General features: G+C 72.4%; 21 protein-coding genes and 1 pseudogene. 12 read left to right on the top strand and 10 right to left on the bottom strand.

Annotated features, from left to right (window positions below; genetic code table 11):
* Positions 1 to 38 precede the first annotated feature (38 nt).
* Positions 39 to 1403 (top strand): GH1 family beta-glucosidase, encoded by a 1365-nt coding sequence (locus BFF78_RS07070; RefSeq protein ID WP_069777498.1) that lies wholly within the window; start codon positions 39 to 41, stop codon positions 1401 to 1403.
* 352 nt (positions 1404 to 1755) lie between these two features.
* Entirely contained in the window at positions 1756 to 2418 is a 663-nt protein-coding gene (locus tag BFF78_RS07065) for a hypothetical protein (RefSeq protein WP_069777497.1), read from the top strand.
* A gap of 62 nt (positions 2419 to 2480) precedes the next feature.
* On the opposite strand, the gene BFF78_RS07060 is transcribed toward BFF78_RS07065, so the two are convergent.
* From BFF78_RS07060 to BFF78_RS07055, 3 genes are all read right to left on the bottom strand, one after another.
* Complete coding sequence (locus tag BFF78_RS07060; RefSeq protein ID WP_069777496.1) at positions 2481 to 4001, bottom strand: hypothetical protein; 1521 nt, start codon at positions 3999 to 4001, stop codon at positions 2481 to 2483.
* Entirely contained in the window at positions 3983 to 4153 is a 171-nt protein-coding gene (locus BFF78_RS46005; protein WP_159032952.1) for a hypothetical protein, read from the bottom strand. Before BFF78_RS46005 ends, BFF78_RS07060 begins: the two co-directional genes overlap by 19 nt.
* Positions 4154 to 4326: 173 nt before the next feature.
* On the bottom strand, positions 4327 to 4785 hold the full coding sequence (locus BFF78_RS07055; protein WP_069777495.1) for an ATP-binding protein: 459 nt from the start codon (positions 4783 to 4785) through the stop codon (positions 4327 to 4329).
* A gap of 167 nt (positions 4786 to 4952) precedes the next feature.
* Here BFF78_RS07055 and BFF78_RS07050 point away from each other — a divergent pair, with 167 nt between their 5' ends.
* Both BFF78_RS07050 and BFF78_RS07045 read left to right on the top strand, forming a co-directional pair.
* On the top strand, positions 4953 to 5816 hold the full coding sequence (locus BFF78_RS07050) for a helix-turn-helix domain-containing protein (RefSeq protein WP_069777494.1): 864 nt from the start codon (positions 4953 to 4955) through the stop codon (positions 5814 to 5816).
* Positions 5813 to 5998, top strand: coding sequence for a DUF397 domain-containing protein (locus tag BFF78_RS07045; RefSeq protein WP_069777493.1), 186 nt, complete (start codon positions 5813 to 5815; stop codon positions 5996 to 5998). Before BFF78_RS07050 ends, BFF78_RS07045 begins: the two co-directional genes overlap by 4 nt.
* A 53-nt stretch (positions 5999 to 6051) precedes the next feature.
* Here BFF78_RS07045 and BFF78_RS47965 read toward each other — a convergent pair whose 3' ends face one another.
* Together BFF78_RS47965 and BFF78_RS42775 are read right to left on the bottom strand one after the other, a co-directional pair.
* On the bottom strand, positions 6052 to 6216 hold the full coding sequence (locus BFF78_RS47965; protein ID WP_227025733.1) for a hypothetical protein: 165 nt from the start codon (positions 6214 to 6216) through the stop codon (positions 6052 to 6054).
* Complete coding sequence (locus tag BFF78_RS42775; protein WP_237282544.1) at positions 6167 to 6541, bottom strand: EcsC family protein; 375 nt, start codon at positions 6539 to 6541, stop codon at positions 6167 to 6169. Before BFF78_RS42775 ends, BFF78_RS47965 begins: the two co-directional genes overlap by 50 nt.
* 189 nt (positions 6542 to 6730) lie before the next feature.
* On the opposite strand from BFF78_RS42775, the gene BFF78_RS07040 reads away from it, so the two are divergent.
* Together BFF78_RS07040 and BFF78_RS07035 are read left to right on the top strand one after the other, a co-directional pair.
* Positions 6731 to 7324: a hypothetical protein gene (locus tag BFF78_RS07040; protein WP_069777492.1), complete on the top strand. Its 594-nt coding sequence runs from the start codon at positions 6731 to 6733 to the stop codon at positions 7322 to 7324.
* Positions 7325 to 7362: 38 nt separating this feature from the next.
* The gene (locus BFF78_RS07035; protein WP_069777491.1) at positions 7363 to 8079 is read left to right on the top strand and encodes a YcnI family protein; all 717 of its coding nucleotides are present in this window, start codon (positions 7363 to 7365) and stop codon (positions 8077 to 8079) included.
* A gap of 73 nt (positions 8080 to 8152) precedes the next feature.
* Here the strand turns inward: BFF78_RS07035 and BFF78_RS07030 are convergent, their stop codons facing one another.
* Positions 8153 to 8914: a CDP-alcohol phosphatidyltransferase family protein gene (locus BFF78_RS07030; protein WP_069777490.1), complete on the bottom strand. Its 762-nt coding sequence runs from the start codon at positions 8912 to 8914 to the stop codon at positions 8153 to 8155.
* A 106-nt stretch (positions 8915 to 9020) separates the two neighbouring features.
* Between BFF78_RS07030 and BFF78_RS07025 the strand changes: the two genes are divergently transcribed.
* From BFF78_RS07025 to BFF78_RS47960, 5 genes are all read left to right on the top strand, one after another.
* Complete coding sequence (locus BFF78_RS07025; protein ID WP_069777489.1) at positions 9021 to 10010, top strand: zinc-dependent alcohol dehydrogenase; 990 nt, start codon at positions 9021 to 9023, stop codon at positions 10008 to 10010.
* A gap of 111 nt (positions 10011 to 10121) precedes the next feature.
* The gene (locus tag BFF78_RS07020) at positions 10122 to 10520 is read left to right on the top strand and encodes a 6-pyruvoyl trahydropterin synthase family protein (RefSeq protein WP_069777488.1); all 399 of its coding nucleotides are present in this window, start codon (positions 10122 to 10124) and stop codon (positions 10518 to 10520) included.
* The gene (locus tag BFF78_RS07015; RefSeq protein ID WP_069777487.1) at positions 10517 to 11707 is read left to right on the top strand and encodes a glycosyltransferase family 4 protein; all 1191 of its coding nucleotides are present in this window, start codon (positions 10517 to 10519) and stop codon (positions 11705 to 11707) included. Before BFF78_RS07020 ends, BFF78_RS07015 begins: the two co-directional genes overlap by 4 nt.
* Positions 11704 to 12933, top strand: a complete 1230-nt coding sequence (locus tag BFF78_RS07010; protein ID WP_418346625.1) for a class I SAM-dependent methyltransferase — start codon at positions 11704 to 11706, stop codon at positions 12931 to 12933. The genes BFF78_RS07015 and BFF78_RS07010 overlap by 4 nt, the downstream gene beginning before the upstream one ends.
* Entirely contained in the window at positions 12930 to 14267 is a 1338-nt protein-coding gene (locus BFF78_RS47960) for a lysylphosphatidylglycerol synthase transmembrane domain-containing protein (protein ID WP_079161173.1), read from the top strand. Before BFF78_RS07010 ends, BFF78_RS47960 begins: the two co-directional genes overlap by 4 nt.
* Here BFF78_RS47960 and BFF78_RS42770 read toward each other — a convergent pair.
* A pseudogene (locus BFF78_RS42770) lies at positions 14153 to 14911 on the bottom strand (creatininase family protein); the annotation flags it as partial. The gene BFF78_RS47960 and the pseudogene BFF78_RS42770 sit on opposite strands and share 115 nt — an antisense overlap.
* Positions 14912 to 14949: 38 nt before the next feature.
* Between BFF78_RS42770 and ribA the strand changes: the two are divergent.
* Complete coding sequence (ribA, locus tag BFF78_RS07000; protein WP_069777486.1) at positions 14950 to 15621, top strand: GTP cyclohydrolase II; 672 nt, start codon at positions 14950 to 14952, stop codon at positions 15619 to 15621.
* Positions 15622 to 15678: 57 nt separating this feature from the next.
* On the opposite strand, the gene BFF78_RS06995 is transcribed toward ribA, so the two are convergent.
* From BFF78_RS06995 to BFF78_RS06985, 3 genes are read right to left on the bottom strand one after another with little or no spacing between them, the layout of a single operon-like run.
* Complete coding sequence (locus tag BFF78_RS06995) at positions 15679 to 16902, bottom strand: serine hydrolase domain-containing protein (protein WP_069777485.1); 1224 nt, start codon at positions 16900 to 16902, stop codon at positions 15679 to 15681.
* Between the two features lie 27 nt (positions 16903 to 16929).
* Complete coding sequence (locus tag BFF78_RS06990; RefSeq protein ID WP_069777484.1) at positions 16930 to 18309, bottom strand: MFS transporter; 1380 nt, start codon at positions 18307 to 18309, stop codon at positions 16930 to 16932.
* Entirely contained in the window at positions 18306 to 18887 is a 582-nt protein-coding gene (locus BFF78_RS06985; RefSeq protein ID WP_069777483.1) for a TetR/AcrR family transcriptional regulator, read from the bottom strand. The genes BFF78_RS06990 and BFF78_RS06985 overlap by 4 nt, the downstream gene beginning before the upstream one ends.

Genomic DNA, 18887 nt, shown 5'->3' with positions numbered 1-18887 from the left:
CCCGAGCGACCCACACCCCTGATCCCGAAGGGACTTCCGTGTCCGAACGCATCGACCTCGCCGCACTCCCGCACGACTTCCTGTGGGGCACGGCCACCGCGGCGTACCAGATCGAGGGAGCCGTCGCCGAGGACGGCCGTACGCCCTCGATCTGGGACACCTTCTCCCACACCCCGGGGAAGGTCGCGAACGGCGACACCGGCGACGTCGCCTGCGACCACTACCACCGCTGGCGCGAGGACATCGGCCTGATGCGGCAACTCGGCGTCAACGCCTACCGGTTGTCGGTGGCCTGGCCACGCGTGCTGCCCGGCGGAACGGGCCCGGTGAACCCCAGGGGCCTGGCCTTCTACGACGAGTTGGTGGACGCCCTGCTGGAGGCGGGCATCACCCCGTCGGTCACCCTCTACCACTGGGACCTGCCGCAGGTGCTGCAGGACCGTGGCGGCTGGCCCGAGCGGGACACCGCCTTCGCGCTCGCCGAGTACGCCTCGGCCGTGGCGGCCCGCCTCGGCGACCGCGTCAAGCTGTGGACCACGCTGAACGAGCCGAGCTGCTCGGCCTGGATCGGCCATCTGGAGGGCACGATGGCCCCCGGCTGGACGGACCTCACCGCCGCCGTCCGCGCCTCCGTCCACCTCCTCCTCGGCCACGGCCTGGCCACCCAGGCGATCCGCGCCGCAGCCCCCGGGGCCGAGGTGGGCATCGTCAACAACCTCTCCACCGTGCACGCCGCCACCGACCGCCCCGAGGACGTGGCGGCCGCCGACCGCCAGGACGGCCATGTCAACCGCTGGTGGCTCGACCCGGTGCACGGCCGCGGCTTCCCGGCCGACATGATCGAGACCTACGGCACCGAACTCCCGCTCCGCACGGGCGACTTGGCGACGATCGCGACGCCGCTGGACTGGCTCGGCCTGAACTACTACTTCCCCGCGTACGTCGCCGACGCGCCCGGCGCCCCGGCGCCGTACGTCCGCGCGGTGCGCCGGGACGGCGTTGCGCGCACCGGCATGGACTGGGAGATCGACGCGAGCGGCATCGAGACGCTGCTGCTGCGGCTCACCGAGGAGTACGCCGCCCGGAAGATCTACGTCACGGAAAACGGTTCCGCCTTCCCGGACGTGGTCCGTCCCGACGGCGGCATCGACGACCCCGAACGCCAGGACTACCTGGAACACCACCTCGCCGCCTGCGCCTCGGCCGCCCGCCGCGGCGCGCCGCTGGCCGGCTACTTCGCCTGGTCCCTGCTGGACAACTTCGAGTGGGCGTACGGCTACGACAAGCGCTTCGGCCTCGTCCACGTCGACTACCGCACCCAGGTGCGCACCATCAAGGGCAGCGGCCACCGGTACGCGGACCTCGTCCGCCGCCACCGCGGCCAGACCCGCCGGGCCGCCTGAACCGGGCCGGTCCGCCGGCCGGTGGACACGGGAGGGGAGCCTTTGCCCACCGGCCCGCACACTCGGGACTGGACGGGGGCGTGACCATGGCGCCCTCACGAGACCATGAAGATATTGTTAGCGGTGTCAACGAGTTCTTCGTTGCGGCTCCAATGCTGCGGGAGTGCGTGGCACTCCACGCGTGACACCGGCCGGCGGCGTGGGGGCACGGTACCGGCCGCCCGAATGCACCCAGGTGCGCACCAGCCGGTACGGCTCACGGTCGGTTTCCTCGCCGGCCCGGCTCAGCCCGCACGAGCCGTTCCGAGGCTCGGTAGCGTGTGCGCCAGGAGTGAGGAGAGGGGGCGGCGCGATGACGGACGGCTTGGGGTGGATCGGCGAGCACTGGTACAGCGGTGCGATCGTCAAGGACGGGATGCTCTCGGACATCTGCCTCACGGCGGTGCGGGGCGTGGACCCGGTGGACTTCGTGGTCCGCCTCGGCGCGGATCGCCCCAAGGCCGAACGGCCCGCACTGTTCAAGGACTTCGACAGGCTGAGCGTGGACCCGGGCGACAGTGTGGCGATGTTCGGCCGCAGCGGCGAGTGGGCGTACGTCCTGGAGGTCGAGCGGTCCACCTGGCACCTCGTCTTCCTCGACCGGCTGGGCGAGGACACCCTGGTGGGGCAGGGGGAGGAACTCGTCTGCCTCGATCGCTTTCTGCACGAGTCCCCATGGGTGTACTACGGCGACGCAGCCGGCGAAATGAGGTCCATCGAGCCCGGCGAGAGCTTGCTGGAGACCGCGTTCCCGCTCACGGACCGGCTCGGGGCGTTCGCAGCGCTGGATGCGGCCATGCGCCGGGCCGGGGCGGTGCGGGAGACCTTCCCCGGCTGCGAGGACCCCGAGGACGAGGACGAGGAGTTGGCGAGAAGGCTGTTCGGCGCGGTGGGCGAACAGCTCGGGCTGTCGCTGCCGCGTCGGGAGATCGAGCAGGGGCTGCTGCCCGCGGTGCACCTGCCCTCGCCCCTGTGAACCGGTAGCAGCGGGGCCGCCGCGCCCTCTCGGCGCGGCGGCCCCCTCTCGGCAAAGCGGTGCTATCGGTTGTTCGCGGTCATGGTGCACTTCACGGTCGTGCTGTCGTCGGAGCACGCCGCGCTCATGTTCGTGTTCAGCCAGTACGGGTCCCGGTCGAGCAGGCGCTGGTTGGCGTTGAAGGTTGCGAACCCGGCCATCGATCCGCTGTTGTCGCTCCCGGAGATCGCGGATCGTCCGCAGACCTCCTTCCACGTCGGCACGAGGCCGTCGATGTTGAACAGGTGCACGGCGCCGTCCTGCTTGCTCGCAAGTGTCTGCACGCAGGCGTCCCCGCTGCCGACCGGGTTCAGGCCGCCGGCGAGTGAGGGCATTCCGCCGCTGTTGTAGGTGGAGTTGAACGCGTACTCATCGCAGTTCGGCTTGTCCGTCGTACCGTTGAGGGCGCCGGTGTCGCCGTTGGGCAGGAAGTAGAGCGACTTGCTGTCGGCCTGGCTGCCGGGGTGGTTGGCCAGCTTGTGCTGGATCAGCCAGGCGTGCGAAGCGGCCTGCGGGTACTTCGCCGCGTTGAAGGTGTAGGTCGCCACGTAGTTGTGGAACACGCAGCCGATCGTCGGCACCTTGTTGACGATCTTGGTGTTGTCGCATCGGATCTGGTCCAGGGCTCCGCCGTTCTCCAGGTCGCCGCCCGCGACGTCCACGAAGACCGCGGGCGTCGACTGAACCGTCTTGCCCGGGATCTTCGGGTTGCCCTGCAGTGCGACCGCGACGCCGAGCTTCATCACCTGCGGCTTGGTGGAGGACGGTCCGGTCAGGGTCGGCCCCCAGAGGTAGGACGCGTCCGAGGTCACGCTGTGGTGGTCCCCGGGCACCCATGCGGCCGCGCCCTGCCAGCCGCCGATGGTCTGGACGGCGCAGTTACCGGAGGGCTCGCAGTCGATCGTCGGGGCGTCCAGGGTGAACGCGGGAATGGTTGCCGGAACGTCCACGTCGGTGACGTTGATCCGCTCGGTGATGTTCCCGGACTGCGGGTCGAGCTTGCGCTCGTCGACCACCAGCGCCTTCACGGTGCCCACGGGAGCGTTGTTGAGGGACGCCTCCCACTCCATGGTGAACGAGGAGCACTCCTCGAAGCGCGTGGTCCACAGCCCCGCCCGCGGGTTGGCCGGGTCGCAGTTGCCGACCAGGGACGGCTGCGCGGCGGCCTTCCCCTGCGAGCCGGTTCCACGGTGGAGGGTGAAGTTACGGCCGTTGTAGGGCTCGGCCTTGCCGCACACCTTCACTCCGTCCGAGGAGGTGGTGCAGCGGGTCGGGAACAACCCGGGGGCGAGGGAGTGATCGCGGCTCGGGCCGGCCGTGGTCTTCCACGGAGAGGGCGGCGCCATCGTGTTCGTGTACGGCTGGGCGGACTGGTCCGGATTCTGCGCCGAGGCATTGGGGTTGGGCAGGGTCAGGTCGACGGACATCCCGACGCGGAATCGCGCCCACGGCGACCACGACGTCTCGTACAGGCCGCTGTCCTTGGCGTAGGCGGAGGTGTGGAAGACGTAGTCGACGTTCGGCTTCAGTCTTCCAGCCCCCACGCTGACGGAGGCGCACCTGACTTGACCAAGTCGGACACCAGGACGCCGTACTGGTTGTCGCTGATCTTGACCTGCGTCTTGGGATTCCCCGACGAGTCGGCGGTCCATACCTCGAAGGTGAGGTTGACCGTGCTGCTGTCGGCGTCGGTCACCGTGTTGCTCAGCTTGACCCTGGGGGTGCTGACCTGCCAGACACCGGAGGCGTCCTTCTTGCCCGGCCCGGCTGACCATCCCCATGGTTTGACCCTGGTTGTGCACCAATCAGCCTGGAGCGGCGCCAGCTGTGGTCCCTGGGGGCTGAGGGCTGAACAGGGCGGAGATGCAGTCACCGGACGCCGGGACGGCCTGGCCGGCGGAAGTCGAGTTCCGCCCAGACCGTCTTGCCGGCGGGCGGGTACGGTTCCGTGCCCCAGCGGTCGGCGAGAGTGATGACAAGGAGGAGACCGCGGCCTGACTCCGCCTCCTCCGGCCGGGCGTCCGTGGTGGGCGCCGGGAGGTGGTCGCCGCGTGCGTCGCTGACGGCGATGCGCAGCATTCCGGTGGCGGTGTCGAGGGTGAGGGCGAGGCGGAAGTCCCGGCCCTGCACCCTGCCGTGCAGGGCGGCGTTGGCGGCGATCTCGGCGACGATCTGCTCGGCGCGTTCGATGACGGCGGGTGACACCTCCCAGGCGCGGAGCTGTTCGGCGGCGAGCAGCCGGGCCAGGCGTGCGCCTCTGCGGGTGGACGACAGCAGCTGGGAGAACGTGTGCAGGAACGCCGCAAGTTGGGGAACGGTGGTCTTCATGGGGCCACCGTGACGGGCGCGCGGGGGCGGGAACCAGGGGTGCGGCCCGTACGGTGCGTCAGCGTACGGGCACGATCGGTGGACGGTACGGGGATCATGCCGTCACGCTGGGTGCTGTCGAGCGCGGGGACGCAGCACGGTACGTACGCACCTGGAGGTGGCCGCGGATGGCGGTGGGCGCGAGTGAGGTCGAGGACATCGCGGTCTGCGAGGCGGAGCGGGAGCCGGACCCCTCCGACAGTCTGCGCACGTTCGGGGCGGTCGTCCAGGCCCTGCGCGAGCACGCGGGGCTCAGCAGGGCGGAGTTCGCCGAGCTGGTCCGCTTCTCCAAACACACCGTGGAGTCCGTGGAGTTGGGGAGGCGCATGCCGGACGAGTCCTTCGTGGAGCGGGCGGAGGAGGCGCTGGGCAACACCGGGGCGCTGAGGAGGGCGGCGAAGTTCCTGACGCGGGGGGAGGCGGGGCTGGCGGCCTGGTTCCGGCGGTGGGCGAGGCTGGAGCGGGTCGCGGTGGGTTTGTGTACGTATGAGTGCCGGTTGGTGCCGGGGTTGTTACAGTCGGAGGGGTACATGCGTGCTCTCTGCGAGAACGACACCCCGCCTCTGTCGGATGACGCGTTGGAGGCTACGGTTCAGGCGCGCTTGGAGCGGCAACGGTTGCTGGGAGAGCGCCCGAACACGGCCTTCGACTTCATCGTGGAAGAGGCAGTGTTCATGCGACGTCTCGGCGGTCTGGACGTGACCCGCGATCTCATCGACCACGTCTTGGAGGCCGTTGCGCCGAGGAACGTCACGCTTCAGATCATGCCCGCGAATGCCGAGCACCACGCATGCATGGCTGGACCGATCCAGCTGTTGGAGACTTCCGACGGCAGTTGGCGTGGGTACTCGGAAGGGCAAGAGAACGGTCGCTTGATCGCTGACCCAAAACAGGTCAGCCGACTGCACATGCGCTATGCAAGACTGCGCTCGCAGGCCCTCTCCCCGAAGGACTCCGTGGGCCTACTGGAGCGGATGCGAGGAGCGCTATGAGCACGTCCGAACTCGACTGGCTCAAGTCCAGTTACAGCAGCGCACAGGGAGACAGCTGCATCGAGGTCGCCGTCACCGAGCAGGACGTGCACGTACGAGACTCCAAGGACGTGACGCGTCCTCACTTCGCCGTCGGCCGGGACGGCTGGGCGCGATTCGTGGGGTTCGCGGCGGGGTGCTGAGCCGCGTTGTCCCGGCGGTCGCGTGATGGCATGTACCGCCGGGCCACAAGGGGTCAGTGAAGGTCGGGTCCGCCCGCCTCTACGATCTCGCCTAGCACGCTGATCTCCTCGTCGGCGTCGTCCGGCACGTCGGCGTCGTCGCCGAGAAACGGTCCGGGTGCCTCCTCGTCAGCGAGATGCGGGTACTTCTCCAGCAGGAACCGACGCCGGTACGCCATCTCGGCGGCGTCGACGATCCCCCAGGCGGAAGTTGAATGCCTTCGCGAACTGCGAGGAAACCTTGGCGACAAGTGTCTCGTTCAGCACCTTCCATGTCTTGCCCCGGTAAAGCGCTTGGGTGAGCTTCGACAGGTCTGCCATCGCGGCAGTCTTGGCGGTGGCAGAACTTGCCGTCCCGACGTTCACGACTGACATCACGAAGAGCTTCTCGGCAGGCTCTTCGGGGTCGTGACCGTAGAACAGCGAGACCTGGCCGACGCCGCGGGACGCAAGCCCGAGGACGAATGCGGCATCGGCGAGGACGAGCTCTCCGCCGGAGATCACCAGTCCCGAGCCCGCTCCCGAGAGCGCCGCGACGGCCGGGTAGTACCAGCTCGCCCTCCGTCCACGGACAGCGTCGACCCGGTTGCACGGACCTGTGGCGGAAACGCGTTCGCTCGGGTTCCTCGGTCTCGACCCTGAACAGGACATCGGCGCCCCGCGTATCTCCCGTCCGTGGGAGGATCCCTCACCATGAGTGCGTCCCCGGCGGTCAGAGCCCTGCGTGCCGCGGTGTTCGCCGCGGTGTGCGTGCTGCTCGCCGCCGCCGGGCACGGGCTCGCCATGGGGGACATGCCGCCGCTGTGGGCCGACGCGGCCGGATTCCTCGCCGTACTCGCCCTCGGCTGGGCACTGGGCAAACAGGAACGATCGCTGCCCGGCATCGGCGCGGCCATGCTGCTCACCCAGGCCGCACTGCACCTCGGCTTCGACGCCGCCCACCCCGACGGCGGGCGCCCGGCCATGCCCGGCCACGCCATGGCGGCGATGCACGCCCAGGCGTCGGCCCACCCGCCCACCACCCTGCACGCCACCGCCGCCCACCTCCTCGCCGCGCTGGCCGCCTCCTGGTGGCTGCGGCGTGGCGAGGCCGCGCTGTGGTCGCTGCTGCGGCGGGCCGCCACGCTCGTACCCGGCCTCACCGCCTGGTGGCGCGACACGCCGCTGCCCGCGCCCGCCGGTCCCGCCCCGCGCGTCCCGGCCGCGCCCGGACCGCTCCGCCTGACCCTGTTGCGGCACGCGGTCAGCAGACGGGGACCGCCTGCCCCGATCCCGTACTCGCTCTGACCTGTCCCACACGTCGCCCGTACGGAGATCGACTCACCATGCCCGCATCACGTCTCACCGCGCGCCGCGCCGGAACCGTGGCCGCCGTGGCCGCCGCCACGGTCCTCGCCGCCGCCGGTACCGCTTCCGCGCACGTCACCGTCCACCCCCAGAGCTACGCCAAGGGGGCCACCGACGGCGTGCTCACCTTCCGCGTCCCCAACGAGGAGGACAGCGCCTCCACCACCAAGGTGCAGGTCTTCCTGCCCACCGACCACCCCGTCCTCGGCGTGCTCGTCCACCCGCAGGACGGCTGGACCGCCAAGGTCACCACCACCAAGCTCAAGACGCCGGTCAAGACCGACGACGGCACCATCACCGAGGCGGCCTCCGAGATCACCTTCACCGGTGGAAGGATCGGCGCCGGGCAGTACGAGGACTTCGACGTCGCCTTCGGTCAACTCCCGGACGACACCGGTCAGTTGGTGTTCAAGACCCTGCAGACCTACTCCGACGGCAAGGTCGCGCGCTGGATCGAGGAATCGGCCGGCGGCGACGAGCCGGTGAACCCGGCCCCGGTGCTGAAGCTGACGGCCGGTGACGCGAGTGCCGCGCCCGCGCCCGCCAAGACCGCCTCCGCCTCCGCCAGTGCCAAGACGGCCGACGCGAGCGACTCCACCGCCCGTGGACTCGGCGTCGCCGGGCTGGTCGTCGGCGTCCTCGGTCTCGCGGCCGCCGCGTTCGCGATCGTACGAAGCCGAGGCGCGCGGTCGTAACGTCGTCCGAAGCCGAGCGAAGGGCCCGGACCGGCAACCCGGTCCGGGCCCTTTCCCACGCCGCCCTGCGGTCTCAGCGCGCCGCCAGCTCCAGCAGCTCCGCCCCGGCCGCCGCCTCCACGGTGATGCGCGAGGTGCGCCACAGCCACCACACGTCCCGCCCGAAGGACCACATCAGCGAGCCCAGGGCGAGGAGCACGATCGCCAGGTTCGCCGGACGGGGAAGGAGCTCGGCGCCCGCCAGGAGCAGGGCTATGCCCTGGACCGCGGCGACGGTCTTGCGGGCGAAGGACGACGGCAGCGGGGCGTTCAGCCAGGGGGCCATGCGGGCCGCGGCGACGAAGGCGTACCGCATCCCGCCGATCAGCAGCACCCACGGGCCGAGCTGCGTGGACACGTACACGCTCAGCACCAGGATCAGGAACGCGTCGACCTCCATGTCGAAGCGCGCGCCGAGCGCGGTCGACGTACCCGTGCGGCGGGCCACCTTGCCGTCGACGCCGTCCAGTATCAGGGCGACGGCGGTCAGGCCGACCAGCAGGGTCACCGGCGGCGCGCTCTCGAAGGAGTCCGCGACCAGCGCGGTCACGCCGCCCACGAGGGTCGCCCGGCCGAGGGTGACCCGGTTCGCGGGGCCGAGGGAACGCAGGCAGGAGCGGTGCAGCGCCCGCGCCAGCACCGCCCAGGTGGCGAACGCGAACGCCAGGCCCGTCAGCCAGCCGGCCGGCCCCATGCCTATCGCCGTGCCGAGCAGGGCCAGCAGCAGGAGCTGTACGCCCGCTCCCACAGCGGTCTCCTGCTGAGGCCTCGCGTCATACGTGTTGTTCAGGGCCACCGCACACCCTCCGGCCGAGTGACAGAGTCGATCACGCCGCGTACTGTGCGCGGCCTGTGCACTTCTCGGTACGTGAACAACTTCCCTACTGTTCAGGAGGATGCCGATGAACCGCTCGGCCCGCGCGTTCTGGCTGCGCTCACCCGGCCACGGCGAGCTGCGCGACATCACCCTCGCGGAGCCCGCCGAGGATGAGGTCCTGGTGCGGGCGCTCTACTCCGGCGTCAGCCGCGGCACGGAGACGCTCGTCTTCCGCGGCGCCGTGCCCGAGAGCCAACACGCCGCGATGCGGGCGCCGTTCCAGGAGGGTGACTTCCCCGGCCCGGTGAAGTACGGCTACCTCAGCGTCGGCGAGGTGGAGCAGGGCCCGGCCGAGCTGATCGGGCGAACGGTCTTCTGCCTGTATCCGCACCAGAGCCGTTACGTCGTTCGGGTGAACGCCGTGACCGTCGTGCCCGAACGCGTGCCCGCCGCGCGGGCCGTGCTCGCCGGGACCGTGGAGACCGCCGTGAACGCCCTGTGGGACGCGGCACCGCAGATCGGCGACCGGATCGCGGTGGTCGGCGGCGGCATGGTCGGCTGCTCGGTCGCCGCACTGCTCGCCCGCTACCCCGGCGTCCGCCTCCAGCTCGTCGACGCCGACCCGGGCCGCGCCAAGACCGCCGAGGCGCTCGGCGTGGACTTCGCCACGCCCGAAGAGGCCCTCGGCGACTGCGACCTCGTCGTGCACGCCAGCGCCAGCGAGGCCGGTCTCACCCGCGCGCTGCAACTCCTCGCCCCCGAGGGTACGGTGGTGGAACTGAGCTGGTACGGCGACCGGCGGGTCTGCCTGCCGCTCGGTGAGGCCTTCCACTCCCGCCGGCTCACCGTGCGCAGCAGCCAGGTCGGCACCGTCTCCCCGGCGGCCCGCGCCGGCCGCACGTACGCCGACCGGATGGCGCTTGCCCTCGACCTGCTCGCCGACCCGGCACTGGACGCGCTCATCACCGGGGAGAGCGCTTTCGAGCAACTCCCGGACGTCATGCCGAAGCTCGCCTCCGGCGAGATCCCCGCCCTGTGCCACCGGATCCGGTACGCCGAGACGGGCCTGACCTGAGAAAAGAGTGAGAGAGGGCTGAACGCGGGGAAGCCAAGAGCCGTACTACACGGCATCCCCCGCCGGGTAGGGACAGGGGGACCAGACGCGTCGTACCTGGAGGGTCGTCCGTTGTTCAGCATCACTGTCCGCGATCACATCATGATCGCCCACAGCTTCCGCGGCGAGGTGTTCGGGCCCGCGCAGCGACTGCACGGCGCCACGTTCCTCGTGGACGCCACCTTCCGCCGGGAGCAGTTGGACGAGGACAACATCGTGGTCGACATCGGCCTGGCCACGCAGGAACTGCGCCTCATCACGGCCGAGCTGAACTACCGCAACCTCGACGACGAACCCGAGTTCGCCGGCGTCAACACCTCCACCGAGTTCCTCGCCAAGGTCATCGCCGACCGGCTCGCCGAACGCATCCACAAGGGCGGCCTCGGCGAGGGCGCCAAGGAACTCGCGGGCATCACCGTCACCCTGCACGAGTCGCACATCGCCTGGGCGAGTTACGAGCGTGGCCTGTGACCGGGACGACCAGGGAGCGGGCACGGCTGACCTACGTCCCGGCGCAGCCCACAGCCGTCGTCGCCGTCGGGAAGGCCGGAATCACCCCCATGTCCCTGCGCACGGTGCACTTCGTCCTGCCGGGCGGCGTCGACGACCCCGCCGCGCCCAGCGGCGGCAACGCCTACGACCGCCGCGTCTGCCTGGACCTGCCCGGCTTCGGCTGGCAGGTCACCCGGCACGCCGCGCCCGGCACCTGGCCGCGCCCCGACCGAGCCGCCCGCGACCACCTCGCCCGCACCCTGGGCGACCTGCCGGACGACGCGGTCGTGCTGCTGGACGGGCTCGTCGCCTGCGCCGTCCCGGAGCTCGTCGGCCCGCACGCCGACCGGCTGCGCCTCGCCGTCCTCGTCCATCTGCCGCTCGGCGACGAGACCGGCCTCGCTCCGGCCGTCGCCGCCGACCTCGACGCCCGCGAACGCGCCGTGCTGCGCGCCGCGCCCGCCGTCATCGCGACCAGCGACTGGGCCGTACGGCGGCTGGTCTCCCACCACGGACTCGCCCCCGAACGGGTGCATGTCGCCGCGCCCGGCGCCGACATCGCCCCGCTCGCGCCCGGCACCGACGGCGTCTCCCGGCTGCTGTGCGTGGCCGCGGTCACCCCGCGCAAGGGCCAGCACCGGCTCGTGGAGGCGCTCGCGACCGTACGGGACCTGCCCTGGACCTGCGAGCTGGTCGGCGGACTCGGCCACGACCCCGAGTACGTGGCGCGGTTGCGGGAGCTGATCGCCCGGTACGGCCTCGCCGACCGGCTGCACCTGACCGGCCCGCGCTCCGGCGCCGACCTCGACGCCACGTACGCCGCCGCCGACCTGATGGTCCTCACCTCCTACGCTGAGACCTACGGCATGGCGGTCACCGAGGCCCTGGCCCGCGGCATCCCGGTCCTCGCCACTGACGTGGGCGGCCTGCCCGAGGCGGTCGGCCGCGCCCCCGACGGCGGAGTACCCGGCATCCTCGTCCCGCCGGAGGACCCGGCCGCCCTCGCCGCCGAACTGCGCGGCTGGTTCGGCGAGCCCGACGTACGCCGCCGGCTCAAGGCCGCGGCCCGCGGCCGCCGCGCCGCACTCGACGGCTGGGCCGCCACCGCCCGCAGCCTCGCCACAGTCCTCGCCCGACTCCCCGAAGCCCCGAGGAGGGCGGCATGACCACGCCGGACATCACGATGAACATGACCTCGATCCCGGCCCAGGGCGGGCCGAGGGAGCCGACTGCGGCGCGTGGGGCCGAGGGCGAGCCGAAGCCGGCTCCAAGGACTGAGGGCGAGGGCGAGGTGGAGGAGGTGGCGTCGGTGCGGGAGACCGGCGACGGTCCTGCGGATGCGGCGGGCGGCACGGGGGCCTTGGGCCCGGATGCCGGGGCCGGGGGCCGAGCCGGCGAGAGTACGGAGACCCACGGTGCGGCTGCCGGTGGCTTCGGCGGTGCCACCGCGCACGCGGAGGGCGCCGCGGACTCCTCGGTCGTCGCCGGGGCCGGTCCCGTCGGCCGTCCGGGTGAGCGGGCCACGGTACGGCTGCGCGATCGCGACGCCGAGCCCGGGGAACCGCCCCGGTACGCGCCCGAATGGCTGCGGCTGCGGGAACCGGCCGACGCCGCCGCCCGCGCGCGGGATGTGCTGGACCCGTTGCGGGTCCGGCTGGCGAACCTGCCGGGCCGCACCGGCGCACTGGCCGTGCACGACCTCGGCTGCGGCACCGGCTCGATGGGCCGCTGGCTCGCGCCTCGCCTGGACGGGGCCCAGCACTGGGTCCTGCACGACCGCGACCCCTATCTGCTGCACTTCGCCGCGGTGGGCTCCCCGCGCTCCGCCGCCGACGGCAGCAGCGTCACCGTCGAGACCCGGCTCGGCGACGTGGCCCGGCTGACCCCGGACGCACTGGCCGGCGCCTCACTGGTCACCGCCTCCGCGCTGCTCGACGTCCTCACCCGCGAGGAGGTCGTCACCCTGGCCGACGCCTGCACCGGGGCCGGCTGTCCCGCGCTGCTCACGCTGTCCGTCGCCGGACGCGTCGAACTCACCCCGGCCGACCCGCTGGACGCGGAGATCACCGAGGCGTTCAACGCCCATCAGCGGCGCGGCGGGCTGCTCGGCCCGGACGCGGTCACCGTGGCCTGCGACGCGTTCGCCGCGCGCGGGGCCACCGTACGCGTACAGCCGAGCCCGTGGCGGCTCGGTCCCGAGGAGTCGGCGCTGACCGAGCAGTGGCTGCGCGGCTGGGTGGGCGCGGCCGTGGAACAGCGGCCCGAACTGCGCGACCGTGCCGAGCGTTATCTGCGGGACCGGCTGGCCGCCTGCGCGGCCGGTGAGCTGCGGGCCGTCGTCCACCACAGCGACCTGCTGGCCCTGCCCCGGCCGACGGGCGGCGCGTCATGACCAGGCGCTCGGCGGCGACGGAGTCCGGACAGCGCTCCGACGCACACAGCACGCACGCGCGCGTGCACCACGGTGGCCCGGCAGGCGTGTGCGTGTACGGCGCCGGTACGGTTCACACGCGCGTGCGGAGTGCGGGTACGGCGCAGGCAGCGGCAGGCGCAGCCCCCGCGACCGGCACCGGGCTCCCGGAGAGCCCGCCCTCGTCCCCGCAACCGTCGTCGTCGCAGCCCGCGCCCACCCCACGGCGCCCCCGCATCCGCACGCTGCGGACGCACTTCGGCACCGCCGCCGGCGTCGTCATCCTCGGCTTCCTGCTGTGGCGGCTGGGCACGGGCGTGCTCGTCGACGGGCTGCGGCGGATCGACACCGTGACGGTGCTGGCCGCGCTGGGCATCGGCGTGGTCACCACCGTGTTCAGCGCCTGGCGCTGGCAGTTGGTGGCCCGCGGCCTGCGCATCCGGCTGCCGCTGGGCCCCGCCGTCGCGGACTACTACCGGGCGCTGTTCCTCAACGCGGCGCTCCCCGGCGGGATCCTGGGCGATGTGCACCGGGCGGTCCGGCACGGACAGAGCGCCGGTGACCTGCGGCGCGGGGTGCAGGCCGTCGTCCTGGAACGCGTCGCCGGGCAGATCGCGCTGGCCGTGTTCGCCGCGGCGGTGCTGCCCACCCTGCCGTCCCCGGTCCGCGCGCAGGCCCGGGACTTCGCCCCGCTGGTGGCCCTCGGCGTGGCCGGCGCCCTCGCCGTCGGCCTCGCCGTCCGCATGAGCCGTGCGCCCTCCCGCCGTGCCGGGGGCCTGCGCACCGCGCTCGGCGAGGCCCGCCAGGGCCTGCTGTCCCGCCGGGGCGGACCGGGCATCGCGCTGTCCTCCGCCGTCGTCCTGGCCGGGCACCTGGCGATGTTCGTCGTGGCCGCCCGGGTCGCCGGCTCCGCCGCCTCCGTCGCGGAGCTGGTCCCGCTCGCCGTCCTCGCCCTGGTCGCCATGGGACTGCCGCTGAACGTCGGCGGCTTCGGACCCCGCGAGGGCGTCACCGCCTGGGCGTTCGGCGCCGCGGGACTCGGCGCGGACACCGGGGTCGCCGTCGCCGTCGTGTACGGCGTGCTGAGCTTCGTGGCGAGCCTGCCCGGCGCCGTCGTCCTCGCCGTGCGCTGGTACGGCGGCCTGCGCACCCCGGCCGCCGTACCGGACGGCCCCGCAGCGGACTACCCGCGGCCCTCCGCCGAGGTGAGCAACGCGAAATACGACTCGAAGGATTCCGCCAGGCTCGCCAGCAGTTCCTTCCCCTTTTCCGCCGAACCCAGGGAAGGACGGCCGATGACACCCGATTCGGTATAGGCGGACATTCCCACGGTGAGCAGATGACGACGGTCGTCAGCGGTGAAATCGGCGGACTCGTGACCAGGGCGGACGAATTCGGGATGAGCGTGCAGCAGAATCGAGGTCTCGATTTCCCCCGCGTGCATGTCGGTGAGCAGCGAGGTACGCACCCCCGCCCGCTCCCGCGCCTCCTCCCAGTCCTCGGCGGCCGGGAACAGCGCCATCCGCTCACCGCGCGCGGAGGCCTCCTGCACGACGTTGCCCAGAACATAGTTGCCGCCGTGCCCGTTGACCACGACGAGCGCGTCGACGCCCGAGCGGCGCAGCGACGCCGCGATGTCCCGGACCACCGCATGGAGGGTGACGGACGAGATGCTGACGGTCCCCGGCCAGTCCGCGTGCTCGTGCGAGCAGGAGACCGTCACCGGAGGAAGGAGGTGTACCGGGTACGCGGCGGCGATCTCCCGCGCCACGGCGCAGGCGACGAGCGTGTCGGTCGCCAGCGGAAGGAACGGACCGTGCTGTTCGAAACTGCCGACGGGAAGGACGGCCACCTGTGCTGAAACGCCCGCCCCCCGCCTTTGCACGTCCTGCGTGGTGTCCGTCGGCACCACGCCGTAAGCCACTGTGTCAGCCGCCGTACGCGCGCCCGAACCACTCATCTTTTCACGGCCTTTCGTCTCTGCTTAGGAATCAGATCATGACAGAAAACACCGGCGTCAACCTCGGCGTGCTCGGCAAGAAGTCCCCGCGGCGTTCGGGTGCGGAACGCGTCGTGAATGCACCACTGCCCACCGTGTACGGGAAATTCCAGGCGATCGGCTACCTGGACCACGACCGCGGTGACGAGCAAGTGGCCCTGGTGTACGGCGAGATCGGCACCGAGAACGTGCTCACCCGGCTGCACTCGGAGTGCCTGACCGGGGACGCGTTCGGCTCCCGGCACTGCGAGTGCGGCGACCAGCTGGCGTCCGCGCTGCGCGCCGTCGCCGCCGAAGGCAGCGGGATCGTCGTGTACTTGAGGGGCCACGAGGGCCGCGGCATCGGACTGCTCGCCAAGCTGCGCGCGATGGCCCTGCAGGCGGAGGGCCTGGACACGGTGGAGGCGAACCTCGCGCTCGGCCTGCCCGTCGACGCCCGCGACTACGGCATCGCGGCCGAGATCCTGCGTGACCTCGGGGTCCGCTCGGTACGGCTGATGTCGAACAACCCGCGCAAGCGGGAGGCACTGGTCCGGCACGGCATCCAGGTCGCCGAGCGGGTGCCGCTGCTGATCGAGCCGTGCGAGAGCAACATCACGTATCTGCGTACCAAGCGGGAGCGGCTGGACCACATCCTGCCCCATCTGGACGCCGTCGCGCACGGCTCCTGAGGACGGCCGTGATGCCCGCCGCCCTGCTGGGCGGCGGGCGGCGGGGGCCCGAGCCGGTCAGTCCGGCAGTGCCTCGTGCACCAGCCGCCGCAGCTCCGGGAAGATCTTCAGCGTCTTGGGGCGCACCTGCGTCATGAACTGGACCGTCAACTCGTGTGCCGGATCCACCCAGAACGCGGTCGTGGCCGCACCGGTCCAGCCGTACGTGCCGGGGCTGGAGGGGGCCAGGGTGCGGGACGGGTCGGTCACCACGGACACGTTGAAGCCGAAGCCGAGCCCGTCGTTGCCGGGCTCCTGGTGGACCGGGGCGCCGAAGGAGCGCAGCACCGCCCCGCCGGGCAGCTGGTTGCGGGTCATCAGCGCGACCGTGTCCGCGGACAGCAGCCGGACGCCGTCCAGTTCGCCGCCCCGGCGCAGCATCTCCATGAACCGGTGGAAGTCGTACGCGCAGGAGACCAGGCCGCCACTGCCGGACAGGAACCGCGGCCGGCCGTGCACCGGCAGCCCCGGCACCGTCTCGATCCCGCCGTCGTCCGCCTCCCGGTACAACTCGGCCAGCCTGCCCGCCTGTTCGGGCTCGATGTGGAAACCGGTGTAGGTCATGCCGAGCGGGCGCAGGATCCGCTCGGTGAAGAACGCGTCCAGCGGCTGCCCCGACACCACCTCGATCACCCGGCCCAGCACGTTCGAGGCGACCGAGTAGTTCCACTGCGTGCCCGGGTCGAACTGCAGCGGCATCCGCGCGTACACCTCGACCGTCTCCGCCAGGTCGGCGCCCGGCGGCACCGAGTACTCCAGCCCGGACTCGCGGTAGAGGGCGTCGACGGAATGCCGGTGGTAGAAACCGAAGGTCAGGCCCGCCGTGTGGGTGAGCAGATGCCGGATCAGGACCGGGCCCGCGGCCGGACGGGTACGCATCCGCGTGCCCGAACCGCCGTCGTACACACGGAGGTTGGCGAAGCACGGCAGATGACGCTCCAGCGGGTCGTCCAGCGACAGCCTGCCCTCCTCCACCAGCAGCAGCACCGCGACCGCGGTGACCGGCTTGGTCATCGAGTAGATCCGCCACAGGGTGTCCGCCTCGACCGGCAGCCCGGCCGCGACATCGCGCCGGCCGTGCGTGGTGAGATGGGCGACCCGGCCGCCGCGGGACAGGGCCACCAGAAAACCGGGCAGCCGTCCCTCGTCGACATAGCGGGCCAGATGCCGGTCCAGACGCTCCAGCGCCTTGCCGTCCAGCCCCGCCTCACCCGGGTCGACTTCCTGCCGCAGCTGTGCCATCGCTCTCCTCCGGTCGCCTGGTACGCCTCATCGTCGCGCAGGGGCACTGTCCTGGACCCGCTCATCAGGGGCCTGTGTGATCGACGCGACGCCGTCGGCTCCCTGGAGCGCACGCTCCTCGCCGGTTCCGGGCAGCGCACGCGTCAAGGGCACGGCGAGTGCCGCCACGGCCGCCAGGGTGAGCAGGGCCGGCCCGGTCCCGGCGCCCATCAGCGTGCTCGCCGTGGCGACCCCGACGGCCGGGCCGACGTTCAGCGCCGTCTGCTGCAGCCCGCCCGCCACTCCGGCCACCGCCACCTCCGCCCGTCGTACGACCACCTGGGTGGCCGCCACCATCACCGTCCCGAACCCCGCGCCCAGCAGGGCGAAGGCACAGCCGAACGCCGTCGCGGAGGTGGCCCCGGACAGCACGAGGACGCCGAGCGCCAGCAGCGCCGTCGCCGCCGTCGTCGTACCGCGCGCCCCGAACCGGCGCAGCAGCACCGGGCACAGCGCCGCGGAGGCCACCATCAGCACCGCCAGCGGCAGACTGCGCAGGGCGCTGAGCAACGGGTCGAGGCCGAGGCGGCGTTGCAGGACGTAGGTGGCCACGAACAGAGTGCCGAACAGGGCCGCCGACACGGCGACCAGTACGCCGAGCGCCGCCCCGACCGCCCGCGAGCCGATGACCGCGGGCGGCAGCAGCGGGCTCGCCGCACGCCGCTCGTGCCGTACGAGGACGGCGGCGGCGACCGCGGCGACGGCGAGCCCCGCCGCGGAGACCGGCCGCGCGGTCAACGCGTACACCAGGCAGGACAGGGTCACCGCGAGCAGCACGGCACCCGGCATGTCCAGAGGTGTCCGGCGGCTCGCAGGGGGTGGCGTCCCGGGCCGCACGAGGGCCGGCAGGCCGAAGAACAACGCGGGCAGCACGTTGACGAAGAACACCGCCCGCCAGCCCAGCGAGGTCACCAGCGCCCCGCCCACCAGCGGCCCCGCTGCCGCCGCCAGCCCGATCGCCGCGGTCCGCACGGCGAGGGGCCCGGCCAGCCGGTCCGGCGGGAACGCGGCCCGCAGCATGCCCAGGGTGGCCGGCTGCAACAGCGCCCCGAACACCCCCTGCACCGCCCGCAGCCCGATCACCCAGCCGACGCCGGGCGCGACACCGATCGCCGCCGACGCCGCGCCGAACCCCAGCAGGCCGAGTGCGAACACCTGCCGTTGCCCGTACCGGTCACCGAGCCGCCCCGCGAACACCAGCAGGCTCGCCACGGCGACGAGATACGCCGTACTCGTCCACTGCACCTCGGCGAACGACGCGCCCAACTCCCGTTGCAGACGCGGCTGCGCGACCGTGAGGACCGTACCGTCCAGCGCGACGACCACCGCGCCCGCCACGCTGCTCGCCAGCGCCCACCGCCGGTTCACCGGCCGCCCTCCGGGCCCAGGTGCGCCAGCAGTACCGCGTCGAGCAGCGGCCCGAAGTCGTCCTCGGCCAGGGCGAGTTGGAGACTGCGCCAGCGCCACAGCTGGGCCACCCCGTGCAGATTCGCCCACAACGCCCCCGCCACCCGCCGCGCGTCGGCCCCGGGCCGGACCTCGCCGACCAGCCCGGTGAGCACACCGAACATGGGCAGACTCGTGTCCCGCAGCCCCAGATGCCCGCTCTCCAGCAGGTCATGACGGAACATCAGTTCATACATGCCCGGGTTGTCCAGCGCGAACTCCAGATACGTCCGCGCCAGCGCCGCCACCTGCGCGCGGGGCGTCGCCGGCCTGTGTGCGAGCGTGGCCCGCACCCCTTCGGCCAGGTCGGCGAAGCCCCGGCGGGCGATGGCCGACAGCAGCTCCAGATGGGTGGGGAAGTAGCGGCGCGGCGCCCCGTGCGAGACCCCGGCCCGCCGGGCGATCTCCCGCAGCGTCAGCGCCTGCGGCCCCCCGGCGGCCAGCAGCTCCACGCCCACGTCGACCAGCCGGTCCCGCAACCCGATGTCGGACTCAGTCAT

The sequence above is a fragment of the Streptomyces fodineus genome (assembly GCF_001735805.1).
Taxonomy (GTDB): Bacteria; Actinomycetota; Actinomycetes; order Streptomycetales; family Streptomycetaceae; genus Streptomyces; species Streptomyces fodineus.
The sequence above is the reverse complement of the archived record's forward strand: the minus strand, read 5'-3'. Positions and strand labels throughout refer to the sequence as shown.